We start from the raw sequence: 24,973 nt of genomic DNA, 5'->3' as shown, positions 1-24,973 counted from the left end.
GGCTCCTACAGTGGTACGTTGATTACACAAATCCCTGTAGGAGCTGGCTTGCCAGCGATGGCGTCCCACCAAACGCACACAAAAAAGGGCGAACCCACCAAGGTTCGCCCTTTTTGCATGACTCCCGCTCAGATCACAGCTTGGCCTGCAACAACGCCTCAAGCTTCTCCTGATCCCGCGCGAACTGACGAATACCTTCAGCCAGCTTCTCGGTCGCCATCGCATCTTCGTTGGACAACCAGCGGAACTGCGGCTCGTTGAGGCTCAGGCGCGCTTCACCGGCGTGGCCAGGCGCCAGTTTACGCTCCAGTTTGCCGGTATCCGCTGCCAGCTTGTCGATCAGGTCCGGGCTGATGGTCAGGCGGTCGCAGCCGGCCAGTTGTTCGATCTGGCCCAGATTGCGGAAGCTCGCCCCCATGACCACGGTCTTGTAGTCGTTGGCCTTGTAGTAGTTGTAGATACGCGTCACCGACTGCACGCCCGGATCATCCGCACCGGTGTAATCGTTGCCGTTGGCTTTCTTGTACCAGTCGTAGATACGGCCCACGAACGGCGAAATCAGGAACACCCCGGCATCGGCACAGGCGGCTGCCTGGGCGAAGGAGAACAGCAGGGTCAGGTTGGTCTGGATGCCTTCCTTTTCCAGGATCTCGGCGGCGCGGATGCCTTCCCAGGTGGAGGCGATCTTGATCAGTACGCGGTCGCGGCCAATGCCGGCCTTGTCGTACAGCTCGATCAGGCGATGGGCGCGCTTCAACATGGCATCGCTATCGAACGACAGGCGCGCATCCACTTCGGTGGAAATGCGGCCCGGGATCACTTTCAGGATTTCCTGACCCACGGCCACGCCAAAACGGTCGCTGGCCAGGCCCACATCGCCCTTGCAGTCGTTGACGCTGGCGTTCAGCAGCTCGGCATACGCAGGAATGGCCGCGGCCTTGAGCAGCAGGGAAGGGTTGGTGGTGGCGTCCACCGGTTTAACGCGAGCGATCGCTTCGAAGTCGCCGGTATCGGCAACCACGGTTGTCATTTGTTTGAGTTGTTCCAGCTTGGAAGTCATGGGCGTGCTCTGTCCTATGGGTCTGATGACATTACCCGAGCGCTGACAGCCACTCAAGGGCGTGTACGTGTATAGACGGCCCCTGCGGCAACAACGTGAAAACGGCTGTTTGAAAGACGGGGGCGTGGTATCGGTAAATAGGATGCCAGGCAGGCTCACAGGTTCAACTGATCTGACGGTTAACGCCTTGCAATCAGAGCATCTGACGCCTGAGTCTTCTCATAACTCTCGCGGCACCTCGCGTGTAACTACCGATATCGTTGAAGTCTATATAGTTCGATTGCGGGCTCAATAATTGTTATAAAAAGTCACTTAATGCTGGGTCGGATTAGTCTTTGTGCTAACAAGTGTAATGTTATTTGGCAAAGGCTTTATCGTTAGAATACGTCCAGTACATATATGGAATAAGGTGTAATGTAATAATTGCAAATGTGTGCTTGTAGAAATAACTTCACGACGTGAAGAGGGATATGTTTTTGGATGCGTTTGATGATTTGATGCTTGGCTACGCACTAAAAAAATTGACCAGCGTGTTTGAAGAAGTCATGGAACTTTCGAAAAATACCGCTTTGGACAAGGCGACGTGCGTGCTGGGTATCAGACAGTCCAAAAGCGCAAAAAAAATCCCCGTCTGGTTGGGGCGCCTGAAAGTCAACACCCCTTATCAAGTGACGCATGTGCTGATCAATCAGATGCACGCCTCTCGAAAACTCAACAACGACCGGCGCTTCGCGGCACAAGTGGCCTTGCTGGAAGCGCTGGTAGAGGACGGACTGGCAATGCACATCGCGAGTTATTCGGTAGTTGTCGTAGAGAATCGTCTGAAGTGCTTTGTTGATCGATGAGCGTTGTATCTACTGAACACGCGGCCAGTATCCATTACACTGGAAAATTGCATCAGGGGTGAGGAAGTAGATTGGTGTCAAAACTGTACATCACTCAATACGCCGGCATCACCGTCATGCTTCCAGCGGCCATGGTCGTCGCTGGTTGGTTATGGTGCACGACATCCAGAAAACTCGCCCTCTTATGGCTAGGCGTACTGTTCGTAGCCTATTTCGTCGTAGGTATCAGTAAAGTGCTGTTCAAGGGCTGGGGAATCGGCCTGGAAAGTCTGGATGTCGCGGTCATCAGCGGCCACGCGATGAACGCCTGCCTGGTGTCGACCGTTGTACTGAGTCTGCTGTTCCGTCAACTGGATCATCGGCTTCGATGGCTGGCACAGGGTGCGGGGCTACTGTTGACCTGGTGGTTCAGCGTCCAGTATGTCGGGCAGACGATTCATCCTCTGCCGGAAGCGATTGCCGGGGCGGTTGTGGGGTCAGTCGCGGCGTGCGTATTTCTTTTAAGGCTGGAGAGAAAGGAAATACGCAAAATTCCCCGGCAGGCGCTGGTGCTGGGGCTGGCGGTAATTCTACTGAGTACGAGCATTCCCAAGTACACCGCTGAGGGGGTTTTGAACTCGCTGGCAGTGACTCTGTCGGGGGCAGAAAAGGCGTTTATGCAGCCTCATTGGCGCTCTTCTGGTGCGTCCTTTTGATGGCGGGTTTTGGTCAGAAAGCGACGCTAGGACTCACTACTGCTTTTCTCGTCAATCCGAGCCAACAGTTCTGCAGTTTTCAATTGCATCAGGGCTACATCGCCGCGACTCTCAACGGTTAGCAGGATTTCAGACTCGCTCTCCGAAAGGTGGACTTTGAAACGCCACTCAGTGAACGTCAGGCTTAGGCCATTGCTCTCGTCCATGTCCAGTGCCTTACCGGCGTACAGGGAACAGAGATGTTCTAGTACGTCAGTCGGATTGCGGACTGCACATCGAATTTCCCCGGAGGAGGGGAAGAGCCCAATGCGTTCCACCAGTAATCTGGGTTGAGTGGAGTTTGCGGAGGGTGCTCTTTCGTACGTCCGCAACCAGGCCATCAATCCACTGTTGCCCTCGGTGAACTTCTGCCCCAAAACCATATTGCCCGGTGCAAAAGGGTCCAGCGATTTATAGACAGAGTCGATCGGTGATCTGGAAGCGTTCATAGTGGTCTGTCTCGCAAAAGGTTTATGGCCGCTCAGAAACGCGGCACCCAAGAGCTAAAAATTACCGGTTACAGGCCTTTTTTATAAAAGTTTTCATAACAGAAGTTGGTCGCGTCGATATAGCCTTCCGCTCCGCCGCAGTCAAAGCGGTGACCTTGGAACTTGTAAGCCAACACACAGCCACTTTGTGCCTGCTTCATCAATGCATCAGTGATCTGGATTTCTCCACCCTTGCCGGGCTCGGTTTCGGCAATCAAGTCAAATATGTCGGCCGTCAGAATGTAACGACCAATAATGGCCAGATTGGACGGAGCATCTTCTGGTTTAGGTTTTTCAACCATACTGTTGACCCGGTAAATACCTTCGCGAATCTGCTCGCCAGCGATCACTCCGTACTTGTGCGTCTGATCGTTGGGTACCTCCTGGATGGCAACGATCGAGCACCGGAACTGCTTATAGAGCGCGATCATCTGCGACAGCACACCATCGCCTTCCAGGTTCAAACACAGGTCGTCAGCCAGCACCACCGCAAACGGTTCGTCACCAATCAACGGCCGACCAGAAAGAATGGCGTGCCCAAGCCCCTTCATCTCCACCTGACGGGTGTAGGAGAAGGTGCAAGTCTCCATCAGCTCACGAGTGCCCGACAGGAACTTCTCTTTTTCGCTGCCGCGAATCTGATGTTCCAGCTCGTAGCTGATATCGAAGTGATCTTCCAAAGCCCGCTTGCCACGACCGGTAACAATCGCCATGTGCTGAAGGCCGGCATCCCGAGCTTCCTCAACGCCGTACTGGATCAGAGGCTTATTCACAACGGGCAGCATTTCCTTGGGCATGGCTTTTGTGGCAGGCAGAAAGCGAGTGCCATAGCCAGCTGCGGGGAATAGGCATTTACGGATCATGTAGGCGTCCTGTTATATATACGATAGAAATGTTAATAACAAAAAAGGCGAACTTGAAACTATTGTTAGAGTTGTCTTGCTGGTAGTCGTATTCCACTAAATAACAACGGAATCATTCAGTGATTTTCTCAAAGTTCTTATAGAACGCATCTTTGTCGCGGCCATTGGTCATTGTGTACAGCGAATATTGGCGGTTAAGACGCGCGCCACCATCGCGAGTCAGCGGAGCCCAGACCAGGTTGGCACGACGCATCGTGGATACGCTCATCAACTCGTCGAAAGGGACCGAGATATAGATGCCTTTGTCGAAGCTACCCTCGCCGAACTCTTCTTCAGAGGCTGTGGTGCGGGTGACCCAGCCACCGAACTTCACGCCGTTAGTGAACTCATGCGACAGATCGATCGTGGCGCCCCAATCGCGCGCCAGGTACCGTCCAACACTGACCGCCGCCTGCAAATCGAACGGCAGTTCGGTATAGGTGGTGATGTGACCGGTCACGGTGTTGTAATCGCGCAGACCAAAACCCTGGTCAAAGTCACGCTGGCGCACAAAGTTCAAATCAGCACCCACGGCCCAGCGCTCGCCCATGGGGCGGTACAGCAATTCACCTCCGACCCCGGCGAACATTGACTCCAGATAACCGCCATACACCATGCCGAACAAGTCTTGATCCAGTTGCTTGGCATGGTTTAGCTGAAATGTCGGCATTGTTACATCAGAGGTGATGACGTACTTGCGCAAGTCGGTGCGCACTCGGGGCAGATTGCTCGGCGCGTCGTACGTGAACTTATCAAAGTTGTTCAGGAGATTGGTGCTTATGACCCCGCTCGTCCACGTGTTGCGGGTAAAGCGGTATTCTGCGTCCACATCAGCGGTCAACTGGTACAACAAACCGTCAGGACCACCAACGTTTTGCTTGTAACCCAAGCCGAAACCATAGGTAAAAGGCTCGAGGGCCTGGGTGTACAGCGTGTTTTCAATGTGTGGCGTGGCCCGGTTCAATTCGGTGGTGCGGTGCAGGTCTGCAAGGTCTTGTTGGTTGTTCACCACGGCCCGGAAGGTTTCGCGCGGCACGCTGACTTCGTCCACGGGCATGTCGTAACGCTTGTTCACCATCGTGAACCAGTCGATGTCGTCATTCGCGCTGTTGTCCAGAATCCGGCTGGCCCGGCCCACGCCTTTGGCGGAGTAGAAATAGCGCGACTGCTCGCCATACACAATCAGCTCGGAATCGCGCTGAGCAATACGCTCGACCTTATAACCTGCGTTGTTTTCCAGTCGTTTGGAAACCCCCGCCCAGTCGACCTGATCGAGCGGCGTGGTTGGCGCGTGTGCCGGCAGCGCTTCGACAGCGGGGTCGTAGCGCTTGGCCGGCGCCTTGCGGCTGGCGAAATTGGTATGAAATGTGATGCCGAACAACGCGGTGTTGCCGCGCTCCCAGCCTGCGGTCAAATCGACAGAGTCAGTTAGTTTGAAGACCGCCCCGATGTTGATGGGTGAGTCCTGCTTCAGGCTATTGTCCAGAGGCTCGTGCTTGTAGTCATTACCGTCGAACTCGAGTTTCAAGCTCAAGGGCGACCAGGGCGTCTGATAGGCTACGCCGCCAAACAGCGCGGGCGAGCCTCGAAAATACGAGTTGGTATTGACGTCGCCCGCGTCCGCGCCTGTATTTACCGGGCGTGTATCAAAGCGCTCATCAAGGTACCCCAGCGGATTTTCGAAATCCCCCCGGTTACCGATATAGCCCCAGGCAATGCCCAAGCTGAAATCCAGATTGTAGTAACGTTTGTTCGCCACAAAGTATTCGCTGGAAAACAGGCCGGTGCCCCCAACATCGCGAAAACCGAGCGCGACCTCGGGCAGCCAGTGGCTTTCTTGCCAGAGGCGGGCTTTGACATCGACCGCCTTGTCTTTATAGCTCTGGTCCCCGCTGAATGCCTCGGCCCCGTATTTACGGTCGCTGATAGCGGTATAACGAAAACTGCCTTCCAGCCAATCAAGGGGCTGTATTGAAATGCTATAGCGAGAATATGGGTCTGTCCGGTTGGCGTTCAGGCTGAATTCGCCGGCGGGTGCCATCCGTGCGGTGGGGGTTTGCAACAAACCCACGCCACCGAAATCATTCTGGGTAAAACGTGGCTCGCCATGAGCCAGACTGTAGGGCAGCAACACTACGGCGGCAAAACGTAACTTCAAGGGGCCACCTCGGGCAACGGTTGGGTGGCGAGAAACTGGGCCAGCTGCTCGTTCAAATCGGGTGTAGGCAGATCCGGATCATCGTTTCGCACGGGCACCAGAATGGTGCTGCCTGCGGCGGCAAACACCCCGTCTTCGCGGTTCCAGGCGGCGTTGCCGACTCGCCTGACCTGGCCATCGGGCTGAATCAACCACAGGTAATCGGCATCTGCGTCGGGCACCGGCAGACAGCTTTTGAGATATTCCTGGGCTGGCTGCAGGGCGCGATAGGGCAGCGTGCAGGGCTGTTCAACTGCGCCCAGGACAGTGACCGTCGTCGGGCGTAGAGGGTAAATCAGCCGGTCGCCGTCACTGAGCGAGTAATTGCGGGCGAACCCAACCTCCAGCGCCACGGGGTCGAGTACCGCGATTTTTCGGCCGGTAACGGGCAGTCGGCTGACCTCTTCAAACAGGCGCGCAGCCAGGGCCGCCAGGCTGCTTTTTTCTTCAAGCAAGGCGCCACGTTGAAGCATTTTCAGATCGAACAGCACACCGGCTTTAAGGCGGGTTTGCTGCATCATCAGTGGTTGGTGCAACCAGGCGGCGGCCAGCCAGTAACTTTCGGCGTTTGGGTGTCCCTGGCTGACGGCATCGAGCAAGCGCGTGCCTGGCACGAGCGTGAAGGATCCGGCGTTCAGTACATCACCCGTGACTGTGACAGCGGCCTGAGTCATCGCAGAACTTGCCAGCAACAGGCAAGCCGACAGCGTTTTCGAATATCTCACCGAGCCGTCTCCCAGTCGGGGCGCAATTGCACGATCTTCAAGAAAAGCTCCGGCGTGAGATGTTGTTCGCTCTGCAGAATCAAGCCGTCGTCAGGCCTGACCCAAAAACGGTTAGTGGCCTTGAAACCCAGCTCGGGGATGTCGACGCGTTCGTCTATGCGCAGCAGCGCATAGTCCTTGTCCAGAATGGTGACGGTTTCGATGGCCTGTCGACTGAAGCGACTGTTGACCGCCAGTCCGACCCGCGGCCCCTGATAGACATCAATCCAGCGGGTACTGCTGTAACCGTCGGGCAATCGCTGCAAGCCACGCTTGAACGGCGACTCACCGTCGAAGCGCGTACCATCGAGATTGATGCTCAGGCCTACGGTGCGAACGACCAGGCCATTGCGCATCAACAACACTTGCTTGCCGGAGGCGACCCAGAACTCCAGGTCGCCCTGCTGGCGAAGCTTCGCCAGCACACCTTCGCTGGCGTGCGTGGTGACCTTGATTTGCGCATAGGGCACGGCCTCCACTTGCGCCGCAGTCACTTCCAGCGGTTGGACGCCCAGGGTGGAGGCTTTAAAGGTATCCAGGGACGCCTGCATCAACGGATTGCAGCCACACAGCAGTAAACCCACCGCCAGGCATGAGCTGTTACGCAAAGTTTTCAAAGCGGCTCAAACCTTATCGACTGCTGGCTTCACTGAGATTGTTTTGAGCCGCTGCTCCGGTACCCAGGACAAGAGCCGAGGGCAGCAACTGACTGATCAAGCGGTTCCAGCGGGTCACGCCTGCAGGGCCGACGTAGACAATGTCCTGGGGGTGCAGATCGAAGCGGCTGGCGAGAGCAAAGGCGGTAGGCGATTCGGCGTCCAGCTGAAAGACTTTTGCCGGCTCGGTTTCAAGGTTTTCGGCACCTCGAATGACATACAGCGCATTGCCATTGGAGGTGGCCTGGTTCAGTCCACCGACCGTTCCGACCGCATCCGCCAGATTCATCCGGTTGATTTTGAACGTGAGCGCCCGAGGCTGGTTGACCTCACCCATGACGTAGATCTTTTTCCGGTCGTTGTAGGGAAGGTACAACTGATCGCCGTCTTTCAAATAGACGTTATGCAACTGCGAGCCTTTGCTGTTGAGCGAGTCCAGGTCCAGCGGATACTCACGTCCGTCCCGGGTCAGCGTCAGGCCGGCAAGGTCGGCATTCAATGGATCGACGGTAGCAGTGCCCATGGCTTCGACGACACTGAGCGGCGAAGTGGTAATGGGTAGTTGACCGGCTTTTAAAATAGCACCGGAAATAACGACTTTTTGACTGGCAAACCGCAAAACACTCAAGTCAACCTGGGGGCTGTCGACGAATTGGGTCAGGCGCTCGGCAATAAAACCGCGTAGCTCCTCGATGGTTTTGCCGGCGGCATGAATATTACCGATGTAGGGGTAGAACATGGTGCCGTCCGGGCGTACCAGGCGACCGTTCGCATCAATTTGCTGTTGCGCACCCGATGGCGCAGTCAACTCAGGATGGTCCCACACAGTGATGTACAACACATCATTGGCGCCAATCCGGTAAGCCCCCGGCCTGAACGCCAACAACTCGGCAGGCACCGAGGTTTGCACTTTTGTCGCCGCGTTCTGGGCAATCAGTTTGGGCGTTATCGGAATCAACTCGATCCGACTGCTTTCCGGTGAGCCATCACGGCCGACCTGACTGGTATCCAGGTGTTGACCGGGTGAGAACATACAGCCTTGCAGGGCAATACCCGCAAGCACAGCGAGCGACAAACTACGAATCATGATTGAGGACACTTGTGGAGGAAACACATCAGAACGGAACCACCCGGATTGCTCCGGGTGGTAGAAGGCTATCGACCTCGCGGTGCGCTTAGCGTGTACCGGTGGTGCCGGTCGTGCCAGTAGTGCCGGTCGTGCCCCCGCCATTGTTGCTTCCGCCACTGGATGACAGCGCCGCGACTCCGGCTACAACCGTGGCGCCGAGGCCGATAACACTCTCTGTGCTCAGGTTGCCGATGAGAGGGGTGGGCTGTTTCAAAGGAGTGTTTGCTGCGGGTTTTGCAGGCGTGCCTGGAGCAGAAGACGCTGCGGGAGGCTCAGCGGCCAAAACGGAGGCACTTAAAGAAAGCATTAGAGCTGAAGCAAGTAGTTTGGTCATGGTAGATTCCTTTTTGATGCATCGTCGGTATTGGCGGTGAAACTAAGAAGCGAGCGTGCAAGGCCAAAAACTCAGAGCGTCCATTAACGTTAAGGATAGTATTGATTCGAACTCGATGAGCTTGGACCTCTGGGTCATTCCTCAGTGAGATTTATCTCGCGATAATTGCCTTAAGAATACCTGTGTAGGACGCCTGATAGGTCTGACGTTTTATAACGCGCGCTCGCTGTTTCTAACATTGTTGGGCCGCGCCACGAGTACGGTGATGATATTCAAGCCCGCTTAAGCTTTTCTTTGATGAGCAACCATGCGAACTTGCTGTTGGTGGTCAAGTAGCGCTTCCACATCCTGCCAGGTTCCTGGATGACACGGTACAGCCATTCCAGCCCGTAATTCTGCATCCATTGCGGCGCGCGTTTTACCTTTCCCGCGACCACATCGAACGTTCCGCCCACCCCCATGACAAAGGTGACCCCCAACTGATCGCGCCAGCGGTTGATAAAGTTTTCTTTCATCGGCGAGGTGATGGCGACGAAAAGCAGCTGCGCACCTGAAGCCCGAACCTTCTCGACCAGTGCGGCTTCGTCGTCCCAGAAATACCCATGGTGATACCCGGCGACTTTCAGCCCAGGGTAAAGCGCCTTCACCTTGCTCGCGGCGGTGGAAACGACGTCGTCCTTGGCGCCTAACAAGAACACCGAAAATTGGTTGGCCGCGCTCATCTCCAGCAATTCATGAAACAGGTCGACACCCGCGACGCGCTCAGGCACTGAGTGGCCGAGAAAGCGGGCACCCAACACCACACCCATACCGTCGATATTAATGATGTCACAAGAACGAACGGATTCGCTCAACTGAGGGTCGTCACGCATGTTTACAAGCTTGGCGACATTCACTACCACGTGCTGGGTGAAGTGGCCGGCAGTAATCGCGCTACGAATTGTCTCGACGGTGTTGTCCATGGAAGCGACATCCATGGGACAGTCCAAAACTTCAATTCTTTGCATAGTTAATCTCTGCGGAGTATGGGGTGTAAAGGCGAGCGAGTAATACGCCTAGGCCAGCGGGGGAAGTACGAAGCGGTCCTATCAATTGGATAGATTTTTTACCAGCAAATGTGCAATAACTGTTGTCGGTCGCTAGCTGGGTCAATAACTACGCAGTTAAATTGCGAGTCTGCTGCAAATGCCCGCTCGTACCGGTATAGGAGGAGTTTCGCAGCAAACTAAGGATGAGTAAGTCGACATGTATCTAGCCAGAAAAGCAAAAAATTTACAGGTTAATCGCTTGTTGGTGAAATGAATTCAATGTCATTGATGTCCCTGCAATAGTGTCGGTGATTTATATGTTTAATCCATTTGTGTCCGAGTTCCAGTGATAGTGCCGGGGTTGCCGGTTACGATGGCAAGGGTGGGAATGCTGCCTCGAACAACCGCGCCCGCACCAATAATTGCACCTTTCGAAATATGAGAGCCAGGCAATATAATTGCGCCAGAAGCAATCCATACATCGTCTTCGATAGTGACCTTTTTATAGGAGTAGCCCTGTTCAGCAATGTTTTTGCTTAAAGAGCGAAATTTGTGGTTTTGCGAGTAAATGACGACTTTAGGGCCAATTAAAACATTGTCTCCTATATCGATTTCGCCGCCTGCATGAATTGTACAGCCCCTATTGATCGAAACATTACTGCCAATTTTCAGTTTTTCTGGGTGATTTATATGGGTTCCGTCCCAGATGGTAGAAAATTTTCCAGTTTTATACCCCCATGTTAAGTTTCGAATGTGGCACCCAAGCTTGCCGGGTACGTATTTAGTAAATAAAATAAACCATTGCTTAGCTTCGAAGCTGAATTGTGCTAGTAGTTTTTTCATGTTCTTGCCTGGCTAAGAATATAAAGTAAAGGACTGACCTGATTAGTAAGAGTCCGAGGACGGTTGTGGCAATTGTATATGTGCTTACTGGAAGCTGCGACAGTAGTATTAAAAATGGTGTTGAGAGAATAATGAAGTAAAGGTTTGCAATAAATATGGTCTTGCTCAACCCTGTAGCCCCCATTGCAGATGAAATCACTGCATAAGCAATTCGGGTCATTGAAATCCCTAAGAATATAGCTATTAAAACATAGTCTTGGGTTTCTGCTGAACTGATAAGCGAGATAACGTATGCTGATAATCCAGAGTAAGCTAATAGTGATACTGGTGTCAGAATTAGTACTCGTCTGATCTGCCTTTTTAGATCGCTGATGTTAAATTTGGCTTTAAATGAAATTAGCTGTGTGAGTCCTATGAAGGATGAAATAATTAAAAATGGATAGGTGTAAATTGTGGCTATGTAAAAATAATTCCCAAGTTCCTCTTTGCCAATCAGCTTGCCTACTGCAAATTTATCAAAACTATTGATTGCCACTATTATAGCGGTAGAACCCAAAAAACTGGCGGTAAAAGGTATGGTGTTTATTTGCAGTGCAGAAGAGTCAATTCTACCTCGTATTGAAAAGGCTGCTGATGAAAGTCCTAATAGGCACGCTAGTAGAAGTGTAGTTTCAATCGATTCGTAACTCACATTTCCTTTGAAATAAAGGATTGCCACGATGATTGCCAGGGATATTGTTTTCCAACTGTGCAATATAACTTGACTGTTTGTGAAGTTTGAGCAAAGGCGATGAAGTGATGAGGCGAATAAAGCTACGGAAAGAGAGAAGCAAATGATGAATATTTTCCAAGGAGAGCTTTTGTAATCAAAGAAGTGAGTGTAAAAAAAAGAAGATGCCGCAGATGTGGATGCTGCTATTAGCAGAGCAGTCACCACTGCGTTGGAGGGTAAGAGTAAGGTATTTTGCGCGGAGATGCTTGCAAGTCTGAGCGTAGATTGTTCATAAGAAAGCAATCCTATTGCTGATGTAATCATTGTGAGCGTTATAAGTCCTGAATAACGTCCGTAATCTTCAGGTGAAAGATAATGTTTAAGTAATAGTATGGATAGGAAGACTGATCCTGCGCCCAGTGCCATTATGGCTAAGGGTATTATTTTTTTGATCTGCATGGGTATTGGTTCTGTTGATTTCAAAAATGATTGCGATGAAAATCAGTATTCGCGGGAAGCTATATGCTAGGTTATATGTATTTTCTTGAAGGAAAGACAAAATAAGCTGAGCTGCCAGCATACCTATTAGGATGCTGTGCTTCCGATTGTTTTTCTTTAGTAGGGATATAAGTACTGAGGCGTTTAATGCTATGAATAGTGCAAGTCCTGCTGCGCCAGTATGGTAATAGATAACACCAATTGTGCTTTCTGCTCCGGTTTTTAGTTTTTCTGTGAATTCAGAATCAGCATAGTTCCCTCCGCTACCTAAATCATTCCCTGCAATAGATGGGTAGAATACGAATACTTGGGAAAGCCCCATGAAGTGAATGAATGAACTATCGCCGGTTCCTCTTGAAGCAGAAATTATCGTGCCGAGCGAAATTACCGAAATTAGTAGTATGTTAGTGATAAGTCTAAGCTTTACTGACTTCTTCCAAAGAAATTTGTTTGCTTCAGTTATGAATATAGTAATGATCGGTATGGCCCAGGCGCCTTTTGAAAATGTGATAAATAGTAAGAAGCACGATGCGCCAAGAAGTATAGCTTTGTTTCTTCGTACAAAATAAATAATATAAACAATTATGAAGGCAAGGGTATAGCCTGCGAGGATGGAGTCGATAATTAACCCAGGATTTCTAATTACAGGGATTCCTGCTATTTTTGTTGCGGCTCCAGCCGTGAAATATTTAAACTCACCATCGATTTCTTGCATGATGCTATCGGTGTCCTGCCTATTATCTGCTAGAGAGGACGTTAACGAAATTAGGGTGTCGTAGCCTGATACTACATGCGCCAATGCACCAATGAGCGAACCAAACAAGATTAAAGCAATATAGGTTTCTATTTTGCTAGAGATTTTTTCTCTGTTTTTGATGAAGGTCATGTTGCCCATACTAATAATCGTGATGATCATTGGGATGTACATGTTGATTAAATATTTTATGGCTACCATCTTGTTTGTGGCAAAAAATGTACCTTTTATTAGTAATAGAAGAATTACTGCAATGCATAGTATTTGAAATTTTGCAGGCTTAGATAAATATTTGGTAAGAATAATAGCTAGAAAGATTGATCCTGCTATTGTCTTGACATGTGCTGGCTCAAGATTGCTTACGCCTGTATTTGCGCTAATCGCACTCCAGGTCCATTGAAAAGTCAGATAAAAGCAAATTACGAGTAAGCACTCAAATGGCTTTCTTTTGAATTTTAAATATAGGGCTGAAGCAATAATAGATAGAAGGGCCATCTCATTAATAAAAAATAGCAGAGATGTGCTGATGATGCTCAAAGATGTTCCTTTGCTAACCTTCATTAAGAGCATTCCTGGTTTGCAAAGTAGAGTTTTTGTAAGGTGGAAAGCTCAGGTAGTGCATTGTGGTGTGCTTAGCTCTATTTTGTATTTTATGGATTGGAAGGATACTGCCTTTGTTGTGTGCAAAGGCAGCGTCAATAAGAAATTAATTCATGCTGCGAATTAGCTGTTCCAGATGCCTCGGGTGTCAATAAGTTTGCGATTTTCTAGTTGCTCTAGACTGACTTCTTTAAAGAATTTATGGTCTACGAGCAGAACGATAATGTCTGCTTCAGGTAGCGCATGATCAATGCTGCTCAACGTTAGTTGGTTAGTTAATTTCGCAGGGAGTTCTTCAATGTGCGGCTCGACTGCCAACACTCGCCCAGGGTGGCTAGCAGCGATTTTCTGTGTGATTGAAACTGCCGGACTCTCGCGCAAGTCGTCAATGTCTGGTTTGAAGGCTAAGCCAAAACATGCAATTGTAATTTCGTAGGCTGTTTTTAATGGGTTTTTCTGAAGTAACTCTGCGACAGCAATCTTAACTTTATCTAGTACCCACTCTGGTTTACTGTCATTCACTTCCCGAGCAGTCCGAATTAAGCGAGCTTCATCTGGGGTTTTGCTAACGATAAACCACGGATCAACTGCAATGCAGTGTCCGCCAACCCCGGGGCCAGGTTGCAGGATATTGACCCTTGGGTGGCGATTGGCCAGGCGGATCAGTTCCCAGACGTTGATATCCAGCTTGTCGCAAATCATCGAGAGTTCGTTGGCGAAGGCGATGTTCACGTCACGAAAACTGTTTTCGGTGAGTTTGCACATTTCCGCAGTGCGGGCGTTGGTGACGATGCATTCGCCCTGGACGAAGATCTTGTAAAGGCTGATGGCCAATGCGGAGCATTTCGGTGTCATGCCACCAATAACACGGTCGTTCTGCACCAGTTCGTGCAGCACATGGCCGGGCAGTACGCGTTCCGGGCAGTGGGCAATACGAATGTCGGAGCTTTCACCGTGGGTTTGCGGAAAACTCAGGTCTGGACGAGCTTCGGCGAGCCAGGCGGCCATCTGTTCGGTAGCGCCGACCGGGGAGGTCGACTCCAGAATGACCAGGTCGCCTTTTTTCAACACCGGAGCAATGCTTTTACTGGCCGATTCGATGTAGCTCAAGTCCGGTTCATGGTCGCCCTTGAACGGAGTGGGCACCGCAATCAGAAAAGCATCGGCGGGTTCCGGCCGGGTGGAGGCGCGCAGGTAGCCTTCAGTTACGGCGGCATGCACAACCATGTCCAAGTCTGGTTCAACGATATGAATCTGACCGCGGTTAATAATATCGACCGCATTTTGATTGACATCGACGCCGATCACTTGTTTTTTGCGCGAAGCGAAGACTGCCGCAGTGGGCAAGCCGATATACCCGAGTCCAACGACGGAGATGGTTTTGAAAGGCATGGGACGTCCTTGAATAGTGATGTGTAGATACGTTTTTCAAGCGAGCTAACTGCCGCGCAACGCAACGGCTGTTAAGCAAGGGAGGGGGTTAACGAGCGAGCAGCGCCTCGATGATGCGCTGGCAGGCGTTACCGTCGCCGTAGGGGTTATGGGCGTAACTCATGGTGCGGTAGGCGACCGTATCGGTCAGCAAACGGTTCAATTCGCGGGCGATATCCGCGGTTTCGGTGCCGACCAGTTTCACCGTGCCTGCGGCAACAGCCTCTGGCCGTTCTGTGGTATCGCGCATCACCAGCACGGGTTTGCCCAGTGACGGCGCTTCCTCCTGGATGCCTCCGGAGTCGGTCAAAATGATATGCGCGCGGCTCATCATGTGAACGAAAGGCAGGTAGTCCAGAGGGTCGATCAAGTAGATGTTGTCAATGCCGGTCAGGAGTCGATTGACCGGCTCGCGCACATTGGGATTGAGGTGCACGGGATAGACGATATCAACGTCTGGATGTTGCTGGGCAACCTCCATCAACGCCTGACAGATGCGCTCGAAGCCGTCACCGAAACTTTCCCGGCGATGGCCTGTAACAAGGATCAATTTTCGAGCGGGGTTCAGAAAGGCTGCCGGCGCAGAGGCTTGGGCAAGCAGTGCTTGGTCCTGGTCGAGGCGTTTGACGACATCCAGCAGGGCATCGATCACTGTGTTGCCAGTGACGACGATAGTGTCCGGATTAACGCCCTCACGTAGCAGATTAGCTTGTGAAGTTTCAGTCGGAGCGAAGTGCAGGTTGGCCAATGCACCGGTAAGTTTACGATTGCCTTCTTCCGGCCATGGAGAGTAGAGGTTACCCGTGCGCAAACCGGCTTCCACGTGCGCAACCGGAATCTGCTGGTAGTAGGCCGCGAGGCTGGCAGCAAAGGTGGTGGCGGTATCTCCGTGAACCAACACGATATCGGGTTTGAATTCTGCCAGGACTTTCTTCAGCCCTTGCAAGATCGCACTGGTGACATCGGTCAGGTCCTGGCCGGGTTTCATGATGTTCAGGTCGAAGTCCGGCTCAATGGCAAACAACCCCAGCACTTGATCGAGCATTTCACGGTGCTGGCCGGTGACGCAGACTTTCGCCTCAAAGCGTTCATCTGCCGCCAGTGCCAAGGCAAGTGGAGCCATTTTAATGGCCTCAGGACGGGTACCAAAAATGCATAGGGTCTTCATAGGGCGATCCATTGCTATGTTCGTAGCTGAAGGGGGAGGGATGTTTGGACTGACATGACAAATGTCGTTTCAGAGCGATGCTGTATAAAACAACGGTGAGCCAACCTTTGTTGATCCAGAGAAATACACCGAATTAACGGATAACCATCGACGTTGGGTGCTACTAGTTTGATTTTTGCCACGCTACCGCCCCAGGATTAATTGCCAGTCCCTGAGAGCGTCATTATTTTTTAATGTGTCTGCATCTTTCTTTAGCTGCAGGTAGCAAGGTGGAGTTGATATGGCTACCGCGATGCACTTCTGCTCGACGGTAGCGGGGTACAGATAACGGTTAGTTAACTAACCGTTATCTGATTTATATTCATAGTTGTAATAACCATAATCGGCATAGCCATATTTGGCCGAGGCGCGTTTTTCAACACCATTGAAAATGGCGCCTTTCAAATCGATGCCATTTTGAGCAAAGCGACGCATGGTCAATTCAATTTCACGAGCTGGGTTAAGTGCAAAACGCGTCACGATCAGGCTGGTTCCGGACTGGCGACCGACAATCGCCGCATCCGTCACCGCCAGCAACGGTGGAGTATCCAGAATTACCAGGTCGTACTGGGCGCTGACTTCGTCCAGAAAGGCACTGAAGTTCGCGTGCATTAGCAGTTCTGAAGGGTTGGGCGGTATTTGTCCGCGGCCGATAACGTCAAGGTGCTCGAATTCAGTTTTATTGATCGCGGTTGCCAGGTCGCAGCGCTTGACCAGTAAATCAGAAAGCCCGTTTTCAGCCGGGATTCCGAAAACTTTATGCAGATACCCTTTGCGCATATCCACGTCGATCAGCAATACACGCTGGCCGGTCTGAGCGATGACTGCGGCGAGGTTGGCGGAAACGAAGGTTTTACCTACCTTAGGGCTTGGGCCGGAGATCATCAGGCGATTATTACCAGCTTCGAGCATGGCAAAGTGCAGACTGGTGCGCAGGCTGCGCAAGGCTTCCATGGCCAGGTCTGTGGGGTGACTGCTGGCCAGTATGGGTGCGACGTTGTTGGCGCGGCCCCGGTTACCACGGGAGAGTTTGCTTTCTTCACTTTTCTGCAGCGCGCTGAACGGAATGGAGGCATAAACCGGCAACCCCAGCTGTTCAATTTGATCCGGATTTTCCACGCCGCGGTTAAGGGCTTTGCGAAACAGCACCACTGCAATCGCCAGGAAAGCCCCTAGCAGGGTGGCGATGAGTACGATCAGGGCCTTCTTGGGTTTTACAGGCTTGTGCAGATCCACATCAGCGGTATCGACCAAGCGCACGTTGCCCACGGTGCCAGCACGCATTACATCCAGCTCCTGGGATTTATTCAGGAGCTGGGTATAAATTTCGGTGCTGACTTTTACATCGCGGGTGAGGCTAAGCAGTTCTTGCTGCGTTGAAGGCAGGCCCTCGACTTTTTTGGCCAAACCATTCTGCTTGGCTGTCAGCTCGCCTAATTGGCTGAGCAAGGCCCGATAGGCGGGATGCTGACGGGTAAACTTGCGATCCATTTCCGCTTGCTGCAATTTCAATTCGGAGATGCTGGTATCCAGCGCCACGATCTGGTCGAGAATGGCTTTGGCTTCCAGGCTGATATCGATGGACTTACTGCGAATTTGATACTTGTTCAGGGCGTTTTCGGCTTTTTCCAGGTCTTTGCGGACCTGAGGCAGTTGATCTTGTAGGAACTCCAGGCTTTGAGCGGCTTCGGCCGACGTTCGCTCAACATTTTGCCGTACGTAGAGCTTGGCGATTTCATTGAGGATTTGAATGGCTTCAGCCGGTTCCTCGCTTTCAAGAGCCAGTCCGATCATGCCGGATTCTTTACCGCGCTCCGATACATCTAGTACCTTTTGGTACTTCAAAATACTGGTCAGGCGTGGGTCGCGCACAATGCTGAACGTTGTACCCGGATTCGCCTGCAACACTTCGACCTGCAGTTTAATGCCGTCCTGGTCATAGGCTTGGCCCACTTGTCCCTCGACGAGGACATTGTCATCTTCATCCAGCAAAGTGAAGTGGCCACCTTCACCGCTGACGAACGTTAGTTCCTCACCCAGAAGTTCTTGTGGGAGCTCGAGCTGAAATATTTTCAGGGTTTCGCCACCCCAGGCAAAGCTGCTCATGCCAAACCATGGCGTCGCGACCGTATTCACAGCGTCTGGTTTGAAATGACGAGCAATAAAGTCGCCGATCACCGGAAAACGGTTCGGCTCGACAGTGATATCAAGCGATAGATTGTCGACAACCTTGCCGATAATGGCGCGCGACTTGATTAATTCAATTTCTGTGGTTGAAGGTGACTCTTTACCCAACATGCTGTTGATATCGGAGAAACCGAGCAAGTCATTTTTTTTAGCCTCCACCTGTACCAAGGCAGTTGCCTGGTAAACAGGATTGGCCAACACCGCATAGGCCGTTCCAACGACCATGGAGGCAGCAGTGATCCCGGCAATCAACCATTTATGATCGACCAGTGTCCCGAGTAGGCCCATCAAGTCGATTTCATCATCGTCCTGTGAGGTTAATGCTGGAGTTTGCTGCATAAGTGGGTTCTTTTTTAACAGGTATTCGAGGAGTGGTTTAGCGTGCGAGACGCCGTGCCCAGGCGGTTACTGCTTCTTCAATCAACGCGTATGCATGCACAAAAGCAGGTTTGCCTTGACGGTAGGGGTCGCTGATTTCGCGGTTGTTCTGCCACTTGCCCAGCAAGAAGACCTTTCCTCGCGCTTCAGGCGCGAGCTTGAGAACACGGTCAATGTGGGACTGCTCCATCACCAGGATCAGATCCGATTCGCTGATGGTGGCGGGGGTCAGTTGATTGGCTTTGTGCTCATTTGGCAGGTGGCCATGCTCTTCCAGTACGACCCGGGCGGTGGACTCGATAGGGTGGTCTTGTAGCGCGCCAAGGCCCGCTGAGCTGACTTCGATGTCGGACCGGCCCAGTGCATCTCGCAACAAATGTTCTGCAGTAGGGCTTCGGCAAATGTTGCCAATGCAAACGATTAGAATCTTGTTAAACAAGGCAACCTCCCTGGAAATTCCACACTTGTGGTGATGGTGCAATTGGAAAGACTGAAATTCTGTTTTTCTTCAATGGCACTTTTGTGACGGCTTGCAGCTATTGGGTGTGTGCCTCTTTCCGTGAGGAGTTACCGTACTGGATGAAACTATTCGCTGCTAAGACTCTGGTCTGCTGGAATCTGGACTTGGAGCGTGCTTTACGGTTGCTACGCTAAAAATCATAACTGGCAACCCACGGCAACATCAACCATTAAATGCCACGCACTAATGAATGCCATGCAGTAAAAAAAATATCCAGATATAAAGCCCGATATTAAATAACGCGTTAAATAACATTTCTTGGTGTTATCGGACGAATTATAACTTTTTCGACTTTTTTGTATTGTTCAGTGTTGGGCTGTGTTAAATACCGTGGGGTGTAGTTTGATGATAAGCGTAGGCGATCGCCTTGGGTAAAGCGTTCCCTGGCATTCGTTTATTGCCAATAAGTTTCGCGTTGTTTTAAAGGCCAGGTTTTCATGATCGTCCAACTCCGTTTTTCAGGTGCGCTTCCAGCCTTGGGAGAAATCCGTCGCAAGGTCGGAGGTAAATCCATGGAGCTACTTGACCGCATTGGCGCAGAAGGGGCTGATTGTGTCCATCCATAGTGCTTCGGCTGTTCAAGCGACCCTGCCTGAGAGTCTCACCGCTCGTGCATGGTATTTGGTTCAGTGCAAGGCCAGCCAGGACGAGCGTGCAGAGATCAATCTGATTAACCAGGGATATACCTGTTTTCGCCCTACGCACCAGCGCGAGCGTGATTTACAGGGGCGCATGAGGACTGTGCGCGAATCGCTGTTTCCAGGTTATCTGTTTATCCAGCTCGGCTCAGGTGAGAGCTGGGCGCCTTTGCGTTCTACCCGCGGTGTATTGCGAATTGTCAGTTTTGGCGGCAAGCCGCTGCCCGTAGGTGATGACTTGATCGCCCGACTTTATGAGCACGATAGCGGAGCCCTTGTGGAGGCTCGGTTTGCCTGTGGCGAGCGGGTACGTATCAATGAAGGGCCTTTTGTCGATGTGGAAGCGATCTTCCTGGCGATGGAGGGAGAGCAGCGTGTGTTGCTCCTGATGACGTTGCTGCAGCGTGAGCAAAGAATCAGCATCCCCCTGGTCAATATCAGTAAGCATTGACACGGCGCGTTGGTCCCGGCCCGCCAATCAACGAGCAGATACCATTCTGGCAACAAAATTAGTTGCTCTCGTCTTCGCTCCCCCCTCAGTAGGCATTAAGCTTTTTTCGCAGCGCCGGGAAGGTAGCGGTCTCAGTCAGGACCGCATCTTTATGGCGTAGCTGACGTTCCGGCTCGCGAACAGATTTATGCCGTCACGTGATTGCCCGATATCCACTTTTTTGCGGTCAACTACCGCCGTTGCGCTTGCCTGATGATAAGTCCGGGCATGCCGATATTGCCCTGAATCTGCTCAGCAGGCTGTACGGTATCGAGCGGAGATTTAAAAGAAGTTGGCGATGAACATCGCCAGGAAAGTCGACAGCAGAACAACCTGTCGCTGCAGTTGCAGGCGTGGCTGGTGAAAGATCCAGCCACGAGTGACGAGGCTAACGCAGTGCGCAAATGGCTTGCTTCTCCTGGTTAGCCTGCAGGTGCACCATCAATAAATGTCTTTCGACAGCAAGGTGAACGGCGTCTTCATCAGGATTTTCACATCCAGCCACAACGACCAGTTATTGATGTACTTAAGGTCGATCTCGACGCGCTTTTGCATCTTGTCGATGGTGTCGGTCTCGCCGCGGCAACCGTTGATTTGAGCCAGCCCGGTGATCCCCGGTTTGATTCGGTGGCGCGCCATGTAGGCGAGAATCTTGCCGGAGTAGTAGTTATTGTGCGCAACGGCATGGGGGCGTGGCCCGACGAGCGCCATATGACCCTGCAAGACATTGAACAACTGCGGCAACTCATCGATGGAAGTGCGACGGATAAAACGCCCGACCGGGGTAATCCGCGAGTCGTTACGACTGGCTTGCTTGACCTCATGATCGTCGTGCACGCGCATCGAGCGAAACTTCCAGACCTTGATAACCTTCCCGTTCCAGCCGTGGCGGTCCTGTTTGAAAAATACCGGACCCTGGGATGTGAATTTGACGGCCAGGCCAATGATCAGCAGTAACGGGCTTAGAGCGATAATGGCCATCAGAGCCACGCTTTTATCGAACAGGCTTTTACTCAGCGCGGCAGTGGGTTGGCTGCTCAGCGGGCATTCAATCAAATGGATTGCCGGCATGCCATCCACATCACTGACCGAGTGATTGAGCAGCGTCAGGCTATTCAAGTCCGGGACCCAGACAACATCGACGTTGGCATCCAGCAAGTCGACATACATTTCTTCGATTTGTGCCGCTTCGCTCAGCGGTAGCGTGATGTACAGGCGTCGGATGTCATGAGTCTTGATCAGTTCGAGCAGTTCCTCTTGCGGGCCTACGACCGGTGGCGCACCTGTCTCCAGCAAAGGAGTAGTGTCGGAACTTACCAGGCCTACCAATGGGAAGTGATGGAGGGTACGAAGCTTACTAGCCAGCCCCAACGCCAGCTCGCCAGTACCCACAATCAGCGTTCTGCGTTCAATTTGAAGTGCCCGTTGGTAGTACTTCGAAAAACCATGCAGCGGGACGTACAACAGCGCCTGCCCGATGTAGCTGCAGATAGCCCATACCAGAATGATTTGACGAGAAAACAGTTCGTTGGCCTTGCAGAGGAAGGCGACAATAGCCAGCGCTGCCAGTGTCATTGACCAACCCATCAGAAGTCTTACCAGACCCTCCAGGTAATTGTCCTTCTTGGCATAGACGCCGCACCAGGAATAGGCAGGAACCGATGCTAGTACAGTAAGAGTTGCACAGACTCGATAATAGAACTCAATCGTCCCCGTCTTGTAATAAACCAATACCAATAATAGGGCAACAACAAAGCCTAGGCCAAGCGCCCACTGTCCCCAGAAGGTCAATCCTTTGAGGGTGGTATTTCGATTGATACGAAGATTGTTAACCATACGATATCCCCAAAATACGTCCATTCGCGTTTCGACAGACAAGAGCCAAAATCAATGCAGTAAGAGTTATTGTTCATATTAGATGGCGTTGCATTGACGAACGAAGCGCCAAAAGGGCAGCGCCGTCATCAATGGATAGATTAATTTATTCGCGCGAGCACTGTCTGACGACTTTTAACGGGTGGGTTGTATATCTTGTTGATATGTCTGGGCGAGAAGCGCGTTAGAAATAGTCTGGATTCAACTTTGTTAACACGGCTTTGTAGAGGGGCGGGGGGTGAAGGAGATACGGGTAGATAAAATGGCGTGCTTTTTATTGTTGTATTGCACTGCCGCGGTGAACATCTGAATGGCTTGGACTAGATTTTTACGCGTACGATTTTTTGTATCACGCAGTACCCACGATTCCTTACTGCACGAAAGAGGCGTTCGCCGTTACTAGCGTTTTTAAACTTTTCCTGTAATCGGCTTAGACACATTTCGAGGCCCCGATAATGTTCAGGTTCTCTGCCAATGCTACGGATAAGGTCCTCCTTGCTGACCACGCGATCCTCATGGTGCAGCATTTTTTTCAGCAGCGTGGCCTCCAGGCCAGTCAAGACAATCTCCACGCCATCCTTGGTCAACGCGCCGCTGCCATCGCTCAGTCGCCAGGTTTCAGTCAGTGGGGTGTGCGGTTTGGCCGTCTGGGAGACGTATTCCCTGGTGTCATCTCTGGCGTTGTCCGCAGTTGATGTGAAGTGAGTAAATTTCGTTACGGATTGGGCAACTTGCCATTCGGACTTGAATGTCGAAAGGATGCGCTGAGTATCATGCTTGATAACCGGAGGAACCATTTTGGCCACCTGCGGGGAAATAAATTCCATCAACCTTGGGGCAGAAGTGGGTGGGGCAACGCCTTCAAAAAACATCTTTGCTTGTGATGTGCCGCAACTGTTATATCGCTTGCTGGACAGTAATGCCTCAAGCTCCAGTTCTAGTGCAGGGTTGTGAGTAACCACGACAAAGTATTTTCTAGGGAGGTTTGTGCTGCTATCCATGGCTCTCTCCTGAGTTGCACGTCTGGGTGTTGATTCAAAGGTTGTCGGCAGGGGAGTAATAACTCCCTTGGAAGTAATCAAAGGGCAGCGCACGTGCCAGTATATGACTGGCAGCGTGCTCGACTCTGTCTGCTATAAAAGCGACTTTTGTGTTATGAGTGAGCATGGTCATACGTTCGTGGAGACGATTGAATAACTCTGGATTGCCACTGAGCTTGAGGCTCAAGTCTAGAGAGGAAATAGAAATTTTTATATAGTCGAATAAATCCAGGGTTGTAAGGATTTCGATACTTTGATTGTCGATGTTGTAGTCGTCAAACGCGATTTCTACGCCATGGTCTTTCAATAGATATACGTTGCGAAGGATTTTCTTTTTTTCTACGAAGCTGACTGCGGAGAGGGGGAGTTCATTGAGCGCGATAACCAGTGTCTGGCCATATCCGCGCAGAGCATCGCCGGACTGTATCAGCTCTTCTGTGAGCGCAGAGTTGGCAAGATCTGACTGTCTTACGCAAACAAATCTACGGCTTAAGTATTTACTTCCGTTAGTGGTGTTGTGATCTTTCAGCGAAAATGCAATCAGCCTGGTTTGCATCAGTACTTCACTGTAGATCCCACTCATCTGATGCGCCTCTGGCGCGCAGGGCGCGGAAGCGGAGTCGTCAAAATGTATTCTGATCTCGCTGCCAAACGGGCAGTCATCCCGAGTGAGGATCAATTGTCGAGACAGGTAATGCTCTGCGTGACCGTAGAGTCGCACGCTCCCTGTTGCGTTCATAATACAGAAACTCCCTTCTACACTAAGAATCAGGTTGTCGAGATCAGACCCCTGATTAAACGATATCCATGCCCACGAATACTTTGAATGGCGTTGATGCCATATATGCCTTTTATTTTTCCGCGAAGGCGACTGATCGACTTTTCCAAGGCTCTTGGATCATAAAAATTTATATTCAGCCCCATGATCCTGGCGATTTCATCATGGCTCAAGATTTGGTTTTTTGTTTGAGAAAAAGCCTCGAGAATTTTCATTTCTGCAAACGATACATCCAGTTTTTTATAGTCGCCAATAAGGCACATGCGAGTGGGGTCCAAAAACAAATTATGCTTTTTTTGCCATTCGGGACTGTCAAAAAACTCGGACAGTAGGTCAGTGTTTTTGTCTGCAAAAGTGTCGCAATTAATACAGTAGTCGGCCCCGGCAAAATAATATTTCATCTTGTTGTAAGTGCCTCTACCGGTGATGGCTACAAAAATTATTGACGCCAGATTTTCGGCGCGAACATTTTCTACCACGGTGAGGCTTTCAACAAACGCTTGAGGGCTGTCGATAACGATAAAAATTGCACGGTATGAACCAGGATCGTTGTTTCTTTTGAATGAGTTGCTATAGCACAGTGCATCGACGGCAATATCCTTGCCTACGTGGCTTGCGACTAATTCCCTAAAGCCCTCAGCTAGCGTATGAGTTCGCCCAATGGTGAGAATACCTGTCTCCTCCTTCGCGTCGGTGTGGCCTGTAGTCGTTAGTTTCCCTGTAAGCATCATGCTTTGACTCGGATGGGTGCTGGCATTTGAATGTTAAAGCACTCATTCTTGTTTGTGACTGACAATTGGTAACATTTCACCGTTTTTTCAAGCGGTCGTTACGTTTTTTTAACATTGCCGGTCATTCTGGCGTGATCGTTTGCTCGCTTGTGGT

At 51.3% G+C, this 24,973-nt stretch carries 22 protein-coding genes; 3 read left to right on the top strand and 19 right to left on the bottom strand.

Annotated elements, in window-relative coordinates:
* Nucleotides 1-133 precede the first annotated feature (133 nt).
* On the bottom strand, nucleotides 134-1,060 hold the full coding sequence (tal, locus tag AB7M25_RS20605) for a transaldolase (RefSeq protein ID WP_454237948.1): 927 nt from the start codon (nucleotides 1,058-1,060) through the stop codon (nucleotides 134-136).
* 476 nt (nucleotides 1,061-1,536) lie between these two features.
* Between tal and AB7M25_RS20600 the strand changes: the two genes are divergently transcribed.
* Together AB7M25_RS20600 and AB7M25_RS20595 are read left to right on the top strand one after the other, a co-directional pair.
* Complete coding sequence (locus AB7M25_RS20600; protein ID WP_429392212.1) at nucleotides 1,537-1,905, top strand: hypothetical protein; 369 nt, start codon at nucleotides 1,537-1,539, stop codon at nucleotides 1,903-1,905.
* Nucleotides 1,906-1,979: 74 nt separating this feature from the next.
* On the top strand, nucleotides 1,980-2,600 hold the full coding sequence (locus AB7M25_RS20595; protein WP_454237947.1) for a hypothetical protein: 621 nt from the start codon (nucleotides 1,980-1,982) through the stop codon (nucleotides 2,598-2,600).
* A gap of 556 nt (nucleotides 2,601-3,156) precedes the next feature.
* Here the strand turns inward: AB7M25_RS20595 and galU are convergent.
* The 14 genes from galU to AB7M25_RS20525 form a co-directional block, all read right to left on the bottom strand.
* A complete protein-coding gene (gene galU / locus AB7M25_RS20590; RefSeq protein ID WP_454237946.1) occupies nucleotides 3,157-3,990 on the bottom strand; it encodes a UTP--glucose-1-phosphate uridylyltransferase GalU in 834 nt (277 codons plus the stop codon).
* Between the two features lie 112 nt (nucleotides 3,991-4,102).
* Nucleotides 4,103-6,187: a YjbH domain-containing protein gene (locus tag AB7M25_RS20585; protein ID WP_454237945.1), complete on the bottom strand. Its 2,085-nt coding sequence runs from the start codon at nucleotides 6,185-6,187 to the stop codon at nucleotides 4,103-4,105.
* Entirely contained in the window at nucleotides 6,184-6,951 is a 768-nt protein-coding gene (locus tag AB7M25_RS20580; protein ID WP_454237944.1) for a capsule biosynthesis GfcC family protein, read from the bottom strand. Before AB7M25_RS20580 ends, AB7M25_RS20585 begins: the two co-directional genes overlap by 4 nt.
* The gene (locus AB7M25_RS20575; protein WP_454237943.1) at nucleotides 6,948-7,607 is read right to left on the bottom strand and encodes a YjbF family lipoprotein; all 660 of its coding nucleotides are present in this window, start codon (nucleotides 7,605-7,607) and stop codon (nucleotides 6,948-6,950) included. The genes AB7M25_RS20580 and AB7M25_RS20575 overlap by 4 nt, the downstream gene beginning before the upstream one ends.
* A 13-nt stretch (nucleotides 7,608-7,620) precedes the next feature.
* Complete coding sequence (locus AB7M25_RS20570) at nucleotides 7,621-8,733, bottom strand: polysaccharide biosynthesis/export family protein (protein WP_454238376.1); 1,113 nt, start codon at nucleotides 8,731-8,733, stop codon at nucleotides 7,621-7,623.
* An 88-nt stretch (nucleotides 8,734-8,821) separates the two neighbouring features.
* Nucleotides 8,822-9,109: a hypothetical protein gene (locus tag AB7M25_RS20565; protein WP_454237942.1), complete on the bottom strand. Its 288-nt coding sequence runs from the start codon at nucleotides 9,107-9,109 to the stop codon at nucleotides 8,822-8,824.
* Between the two features lie 272 nt (nucleotides 9,110-9,381).
* Nucleotides 9,382-10,071 carry a WecB/TagA/CpsF family glycosyltransferase gene (locus AB7M25_RS20560; RefSeq protein ID WP_429381563.1) on the bottom strand — a complete coding sequence of 230 codons (690 nt, stop codon included), beginning with the start codon at nucleotides 10,069-10,071 and terminating at the stop codon, nucleotides 9,382-9,384.
* A 387-nt stretch (nucleotides 10,072-10,458) separates the two neighbouring features.
* Nucleotides 10,459-10,980, bottom strand: coding sequence for an acyltransferase (locus tag AB7M25_RS20555; protein ID WP_429381565.1), 522 nt, complete (start codon nucleotides 10,978-10,980; stop codon nucleotides 10,459-10,461).
* Nucleotides 10,943-12,151 (bottom strand): lipopolysaccharide biosynthesis protein, encoded by a 1,209-nt coding sequence (locus AB7M25_RS20550; RefSeq protein ID WP_429381567.1) that lies wholly within the window; start codon nucleotides 12,149-12,151, stop codon nucleotides 10,943-10,945. Before AB7M25_RS20550 ends, AB7M25_RS20555 begins: the two co-directional genes overlap by 38 nt.
* Complete coding sequence (locus AB7M25_RS20545; protein ID WP_429381569.1) at nucleotides 12,072-13,505, bottom strand: hypothetical protein; 1,434 nt, start codon at nucleotides 13,503-13,505, stop codon at nucleotides 12,072-12,074. The genes AB7M25_RS20550 and AB7M25_RS20545 overlap by 80 nt, the downstream gene beginning before the upstream one ends.
* Nucleotides 13,506-13,667: 162 nt before the next feature.
* Entirely contained in the window at nucleotides 13,668-14,936 is a 1,269-nt protein-coding gene (gene wecC, locus AB7M25_RS20540) for a UDP-N-acetyl-D-mannosamine dehydrogenase (protein ID WP_429381571.1), read from the bottom strand.
* A gap of 88 nt (nucleotides 14,937-15,024) precedes the next feature.
* Nucleotides 15,025-16,143, bottom strand: a complete 1,119-nt coding sequence (gene wecB, locus AB7M25_RS20535) for a non-hydrolyzing UDP-N-acetylglucosamine 2-epimerase (RefSeq protein WP_429381573.1) — start codon at nucleotides 16,141-16,143, stop codon at nucleotides 15,025-15,027.
* Between the two features lie 339 nt (nucleotides 16,144-16,482).
* Nucleotides 16,483-18,708, bottom strand: a complete 2,226-nt coding sequence (locus AB7M25_RS20530) for a polysaccharide biosynthesis tyrosine autokinase (protein WP_454237941.1) — start codon at nucleotides 18,706-18,708, stop codon at nucleotides 16,483-16,485.
* A gap of 37 nt (nucleotides 18,709-18,745) precedes the next feature.
* Nucleotides 18,746-19,186 carry a low molecular weight protein-tyrosine-phosphatase gene (locus tag AB7M25_RS20525; RefSeq protein WP_454237940.1) on the bottom strand — a complete coding sequence of 147 codons (441 nt, stop codon included), beginning with the start codon at nucleotides 19,184-19,186 and terminating at the stop codon, nucleotides 18,746-18,748.
* Nucleotides 19,187-19,825: 639 nt separating this feature from the next.
* Between AB7M25_RS20525 and rfaH the strand changes: the two genes are divergently transcribed.
* Nucleotides 19,826-20,356 (top strand): transcription/translation regulatory transformer protein RfaH, encoded by a 531-nt coding sequence (gene rfaH, locus AB7M25_RS20520; protein WP_429381767.1) that lies wholly within the window; start codon nucleotides 19,826-19,828, stop codon nucleotides 20,354-20,356.
* A 480-nt stretch (nucleotides 20,357-20,836) separates the two neighbouring features.
* Here rfaH and AB7M25_RS20515 read toward each other — a convergent pair whose 3' ends face one another.
* From AB7M25_RS20515 to AB7M25_RS20500, 4 genes are all read right to left on the bottom strand, one after another.
* Nucleotides 20,837-22,231 (bottom strand): undecaprenyl-phosphate glucose phosphotransferase, encoded by a 1,395-nt coding sequence (locus tag AB7M25_RS20515; RefSeq protein ID WP_429381579.1) that lies wholly within the window; start codon nucleotides 22,229-22,231, stop codon nucleotides 20,837-20,839.
* Between the two features lie 359 nt (nucleotides 22,232-22,590).
* Nucleotides 22,591-23,271, bottom strand: coding sequence for a winged helix-turn-helix domain-containing protein (locus tag AB7M25_RS20510; RefSeq protein WP_104449687.1), 681 nt, complete (start codon nucleotides 23,269-23,271; stop codon nucleotides 22,591-22,593).
* Between the two features lie 34 nt (nucleotides 23,272-23,305).
* Entirely contained in the window at nucleotides 23,306-23,893 is a 588-nt protein-coding gene (locus AB7M25_RS20505) for an EAL domain-containing protein (RefSeq protein ID WP_454237939.1), read from the bottom strand.
* Between the two features lie 185 nt (nucleotides 23,894-24,078).
* A complete protein-coding gene (locus tag AB7M25_RS20500) occupies nucleotides 24,079-24,819 on the bottom strand; it encodes a winged helix-turn-helix domain-containing protein (protein ID WP_429381584.1) in 741 nt (246 codons plus the stop codon).
* Nucleotides 24,820-24,973 lie beyond the last annotated feature (154 nt).

This window comes from Pseudomonas sp. AP3_22 TE3818, from assembly GCF_053628995.1.
The sequence above is the reverse complement of the archived record's forward strand: the minus strand, read 5'-3'. Positions and strand labels throughout refer to the sequence as shown.

What these genes read in the sequence shown, in the direction of transcription:
- tal (WP_454237948.1), bottom strand. Translation starts at nt 1,060, where the DNA reads ATGACTTCCAAGCTGGAACAACTCAAACAAATGACAACCGTGGTTGCC.
- galU (WP_454237946.1), bottom strand. Translation starts at nt 3,990, where the DNA reads ATGATCCGTAAATGCCTATTCCCCGCAGCTGGCTATGGCACTCGCTTT.
- AB7M25_RS20570 (WP_454238376.1), bottom strand. Translation starts at nt 8,733, where the DNA reads ATGATTCGTAGTTTGTCGCTCGCTGTGCTTGCGGGTATTGCCCTGCAA.
- AB7M25_RS20565 (WP_454237942.1), bottom strand. Translation starts at nt 9,109, where the DNA reads ATGACCAAACTACTTGCTTCAGCTCTAATGCTTTCTTTAAGTGCCTCC.
- AB7M25_RS20560 (WP_429381563.1), bottom strand. Translation starts at nt 10,071, where the DNA reads ATGGACAACACCGTCGAGACAATTCGTAGCGCGATTACTGCCGGCCAC.
- AB7M25_RS20555 (WP_429381565.1), bottom strand. Translation starts at nt 10,980, where the DNA reads ATGAAAAAACTACTAGCACAATTCAGCTTCGAAGCTAAGCAATGGTTT.
- AB7M25_RS20550 (WP_429381567.1), bottom strand. Translation starts at nt 12,151, where the DNA reads ATGCAGATCAAAAAAATAATACCCTTAGCCATAATGGCACTGGGCGCA.
- AB7M25_RS20545 (WP_429381569.1), bottom strand. Translation starts at nt 13,505, where the DNA reads ATGAAGGTTAGCAAAGGAACATCTTTGAGCATCATCAGCACATCTCTG.
- wecC (WP_429381571.1), bottom strand. Translation starts at nt 14,936, where the DNA reads ATGCCTTTCAAAACCATCTCCGTCGTTGGACTCGGGTATATCGGCTTG.
- wecB (WP_429381573.1), bottom strand. Translation starts at nt 16,143, where the DNA reads ATGAAGACCCTATGCATTTTTGGTACCCGTCCTGAGGCCATTAAAATG.
- AB7M25_RS20530 (WP_454237941.1), bottom strand. Translation starts at nt 18,708, where the DNA reads ATGCAGCAAACTCCAGCATTAACCTCACAGGACGATGATGAAATCGAC.
- AB7M25_RS20515 (WP_429381579.1), bottom strand. Translation starts at nt 22,231, where the DNA reads ATGGTTAACAATCTTCGTATCAATCGAAATACCACCCTCAAAGGATTG.
- AB7M25_RS20510 (WP_104449687.1), bottom strand. Translation starts at nt 23,271, where the DNA reads ATGGATAGCAGCACAAACCTCCCTAGAAAATACTTTGTCGTGGTTACT.
- AB7M25_RS20505 (WP_454237939.1), bottom strand. Translation starts at nt 23,893, where the DNA reads ATGAGTGGGATCTACAGTGAAGTACTGATGCAAACCAGGCTGATTGCA.
- AB7M25_RS20500 (WP_429381584.1), bottom strand. Translation starts at nt 24,819, where the DNA reads ATGATGCTTACAGGGAAACTAACGACTACAGGCCACACCGACGCGAAG.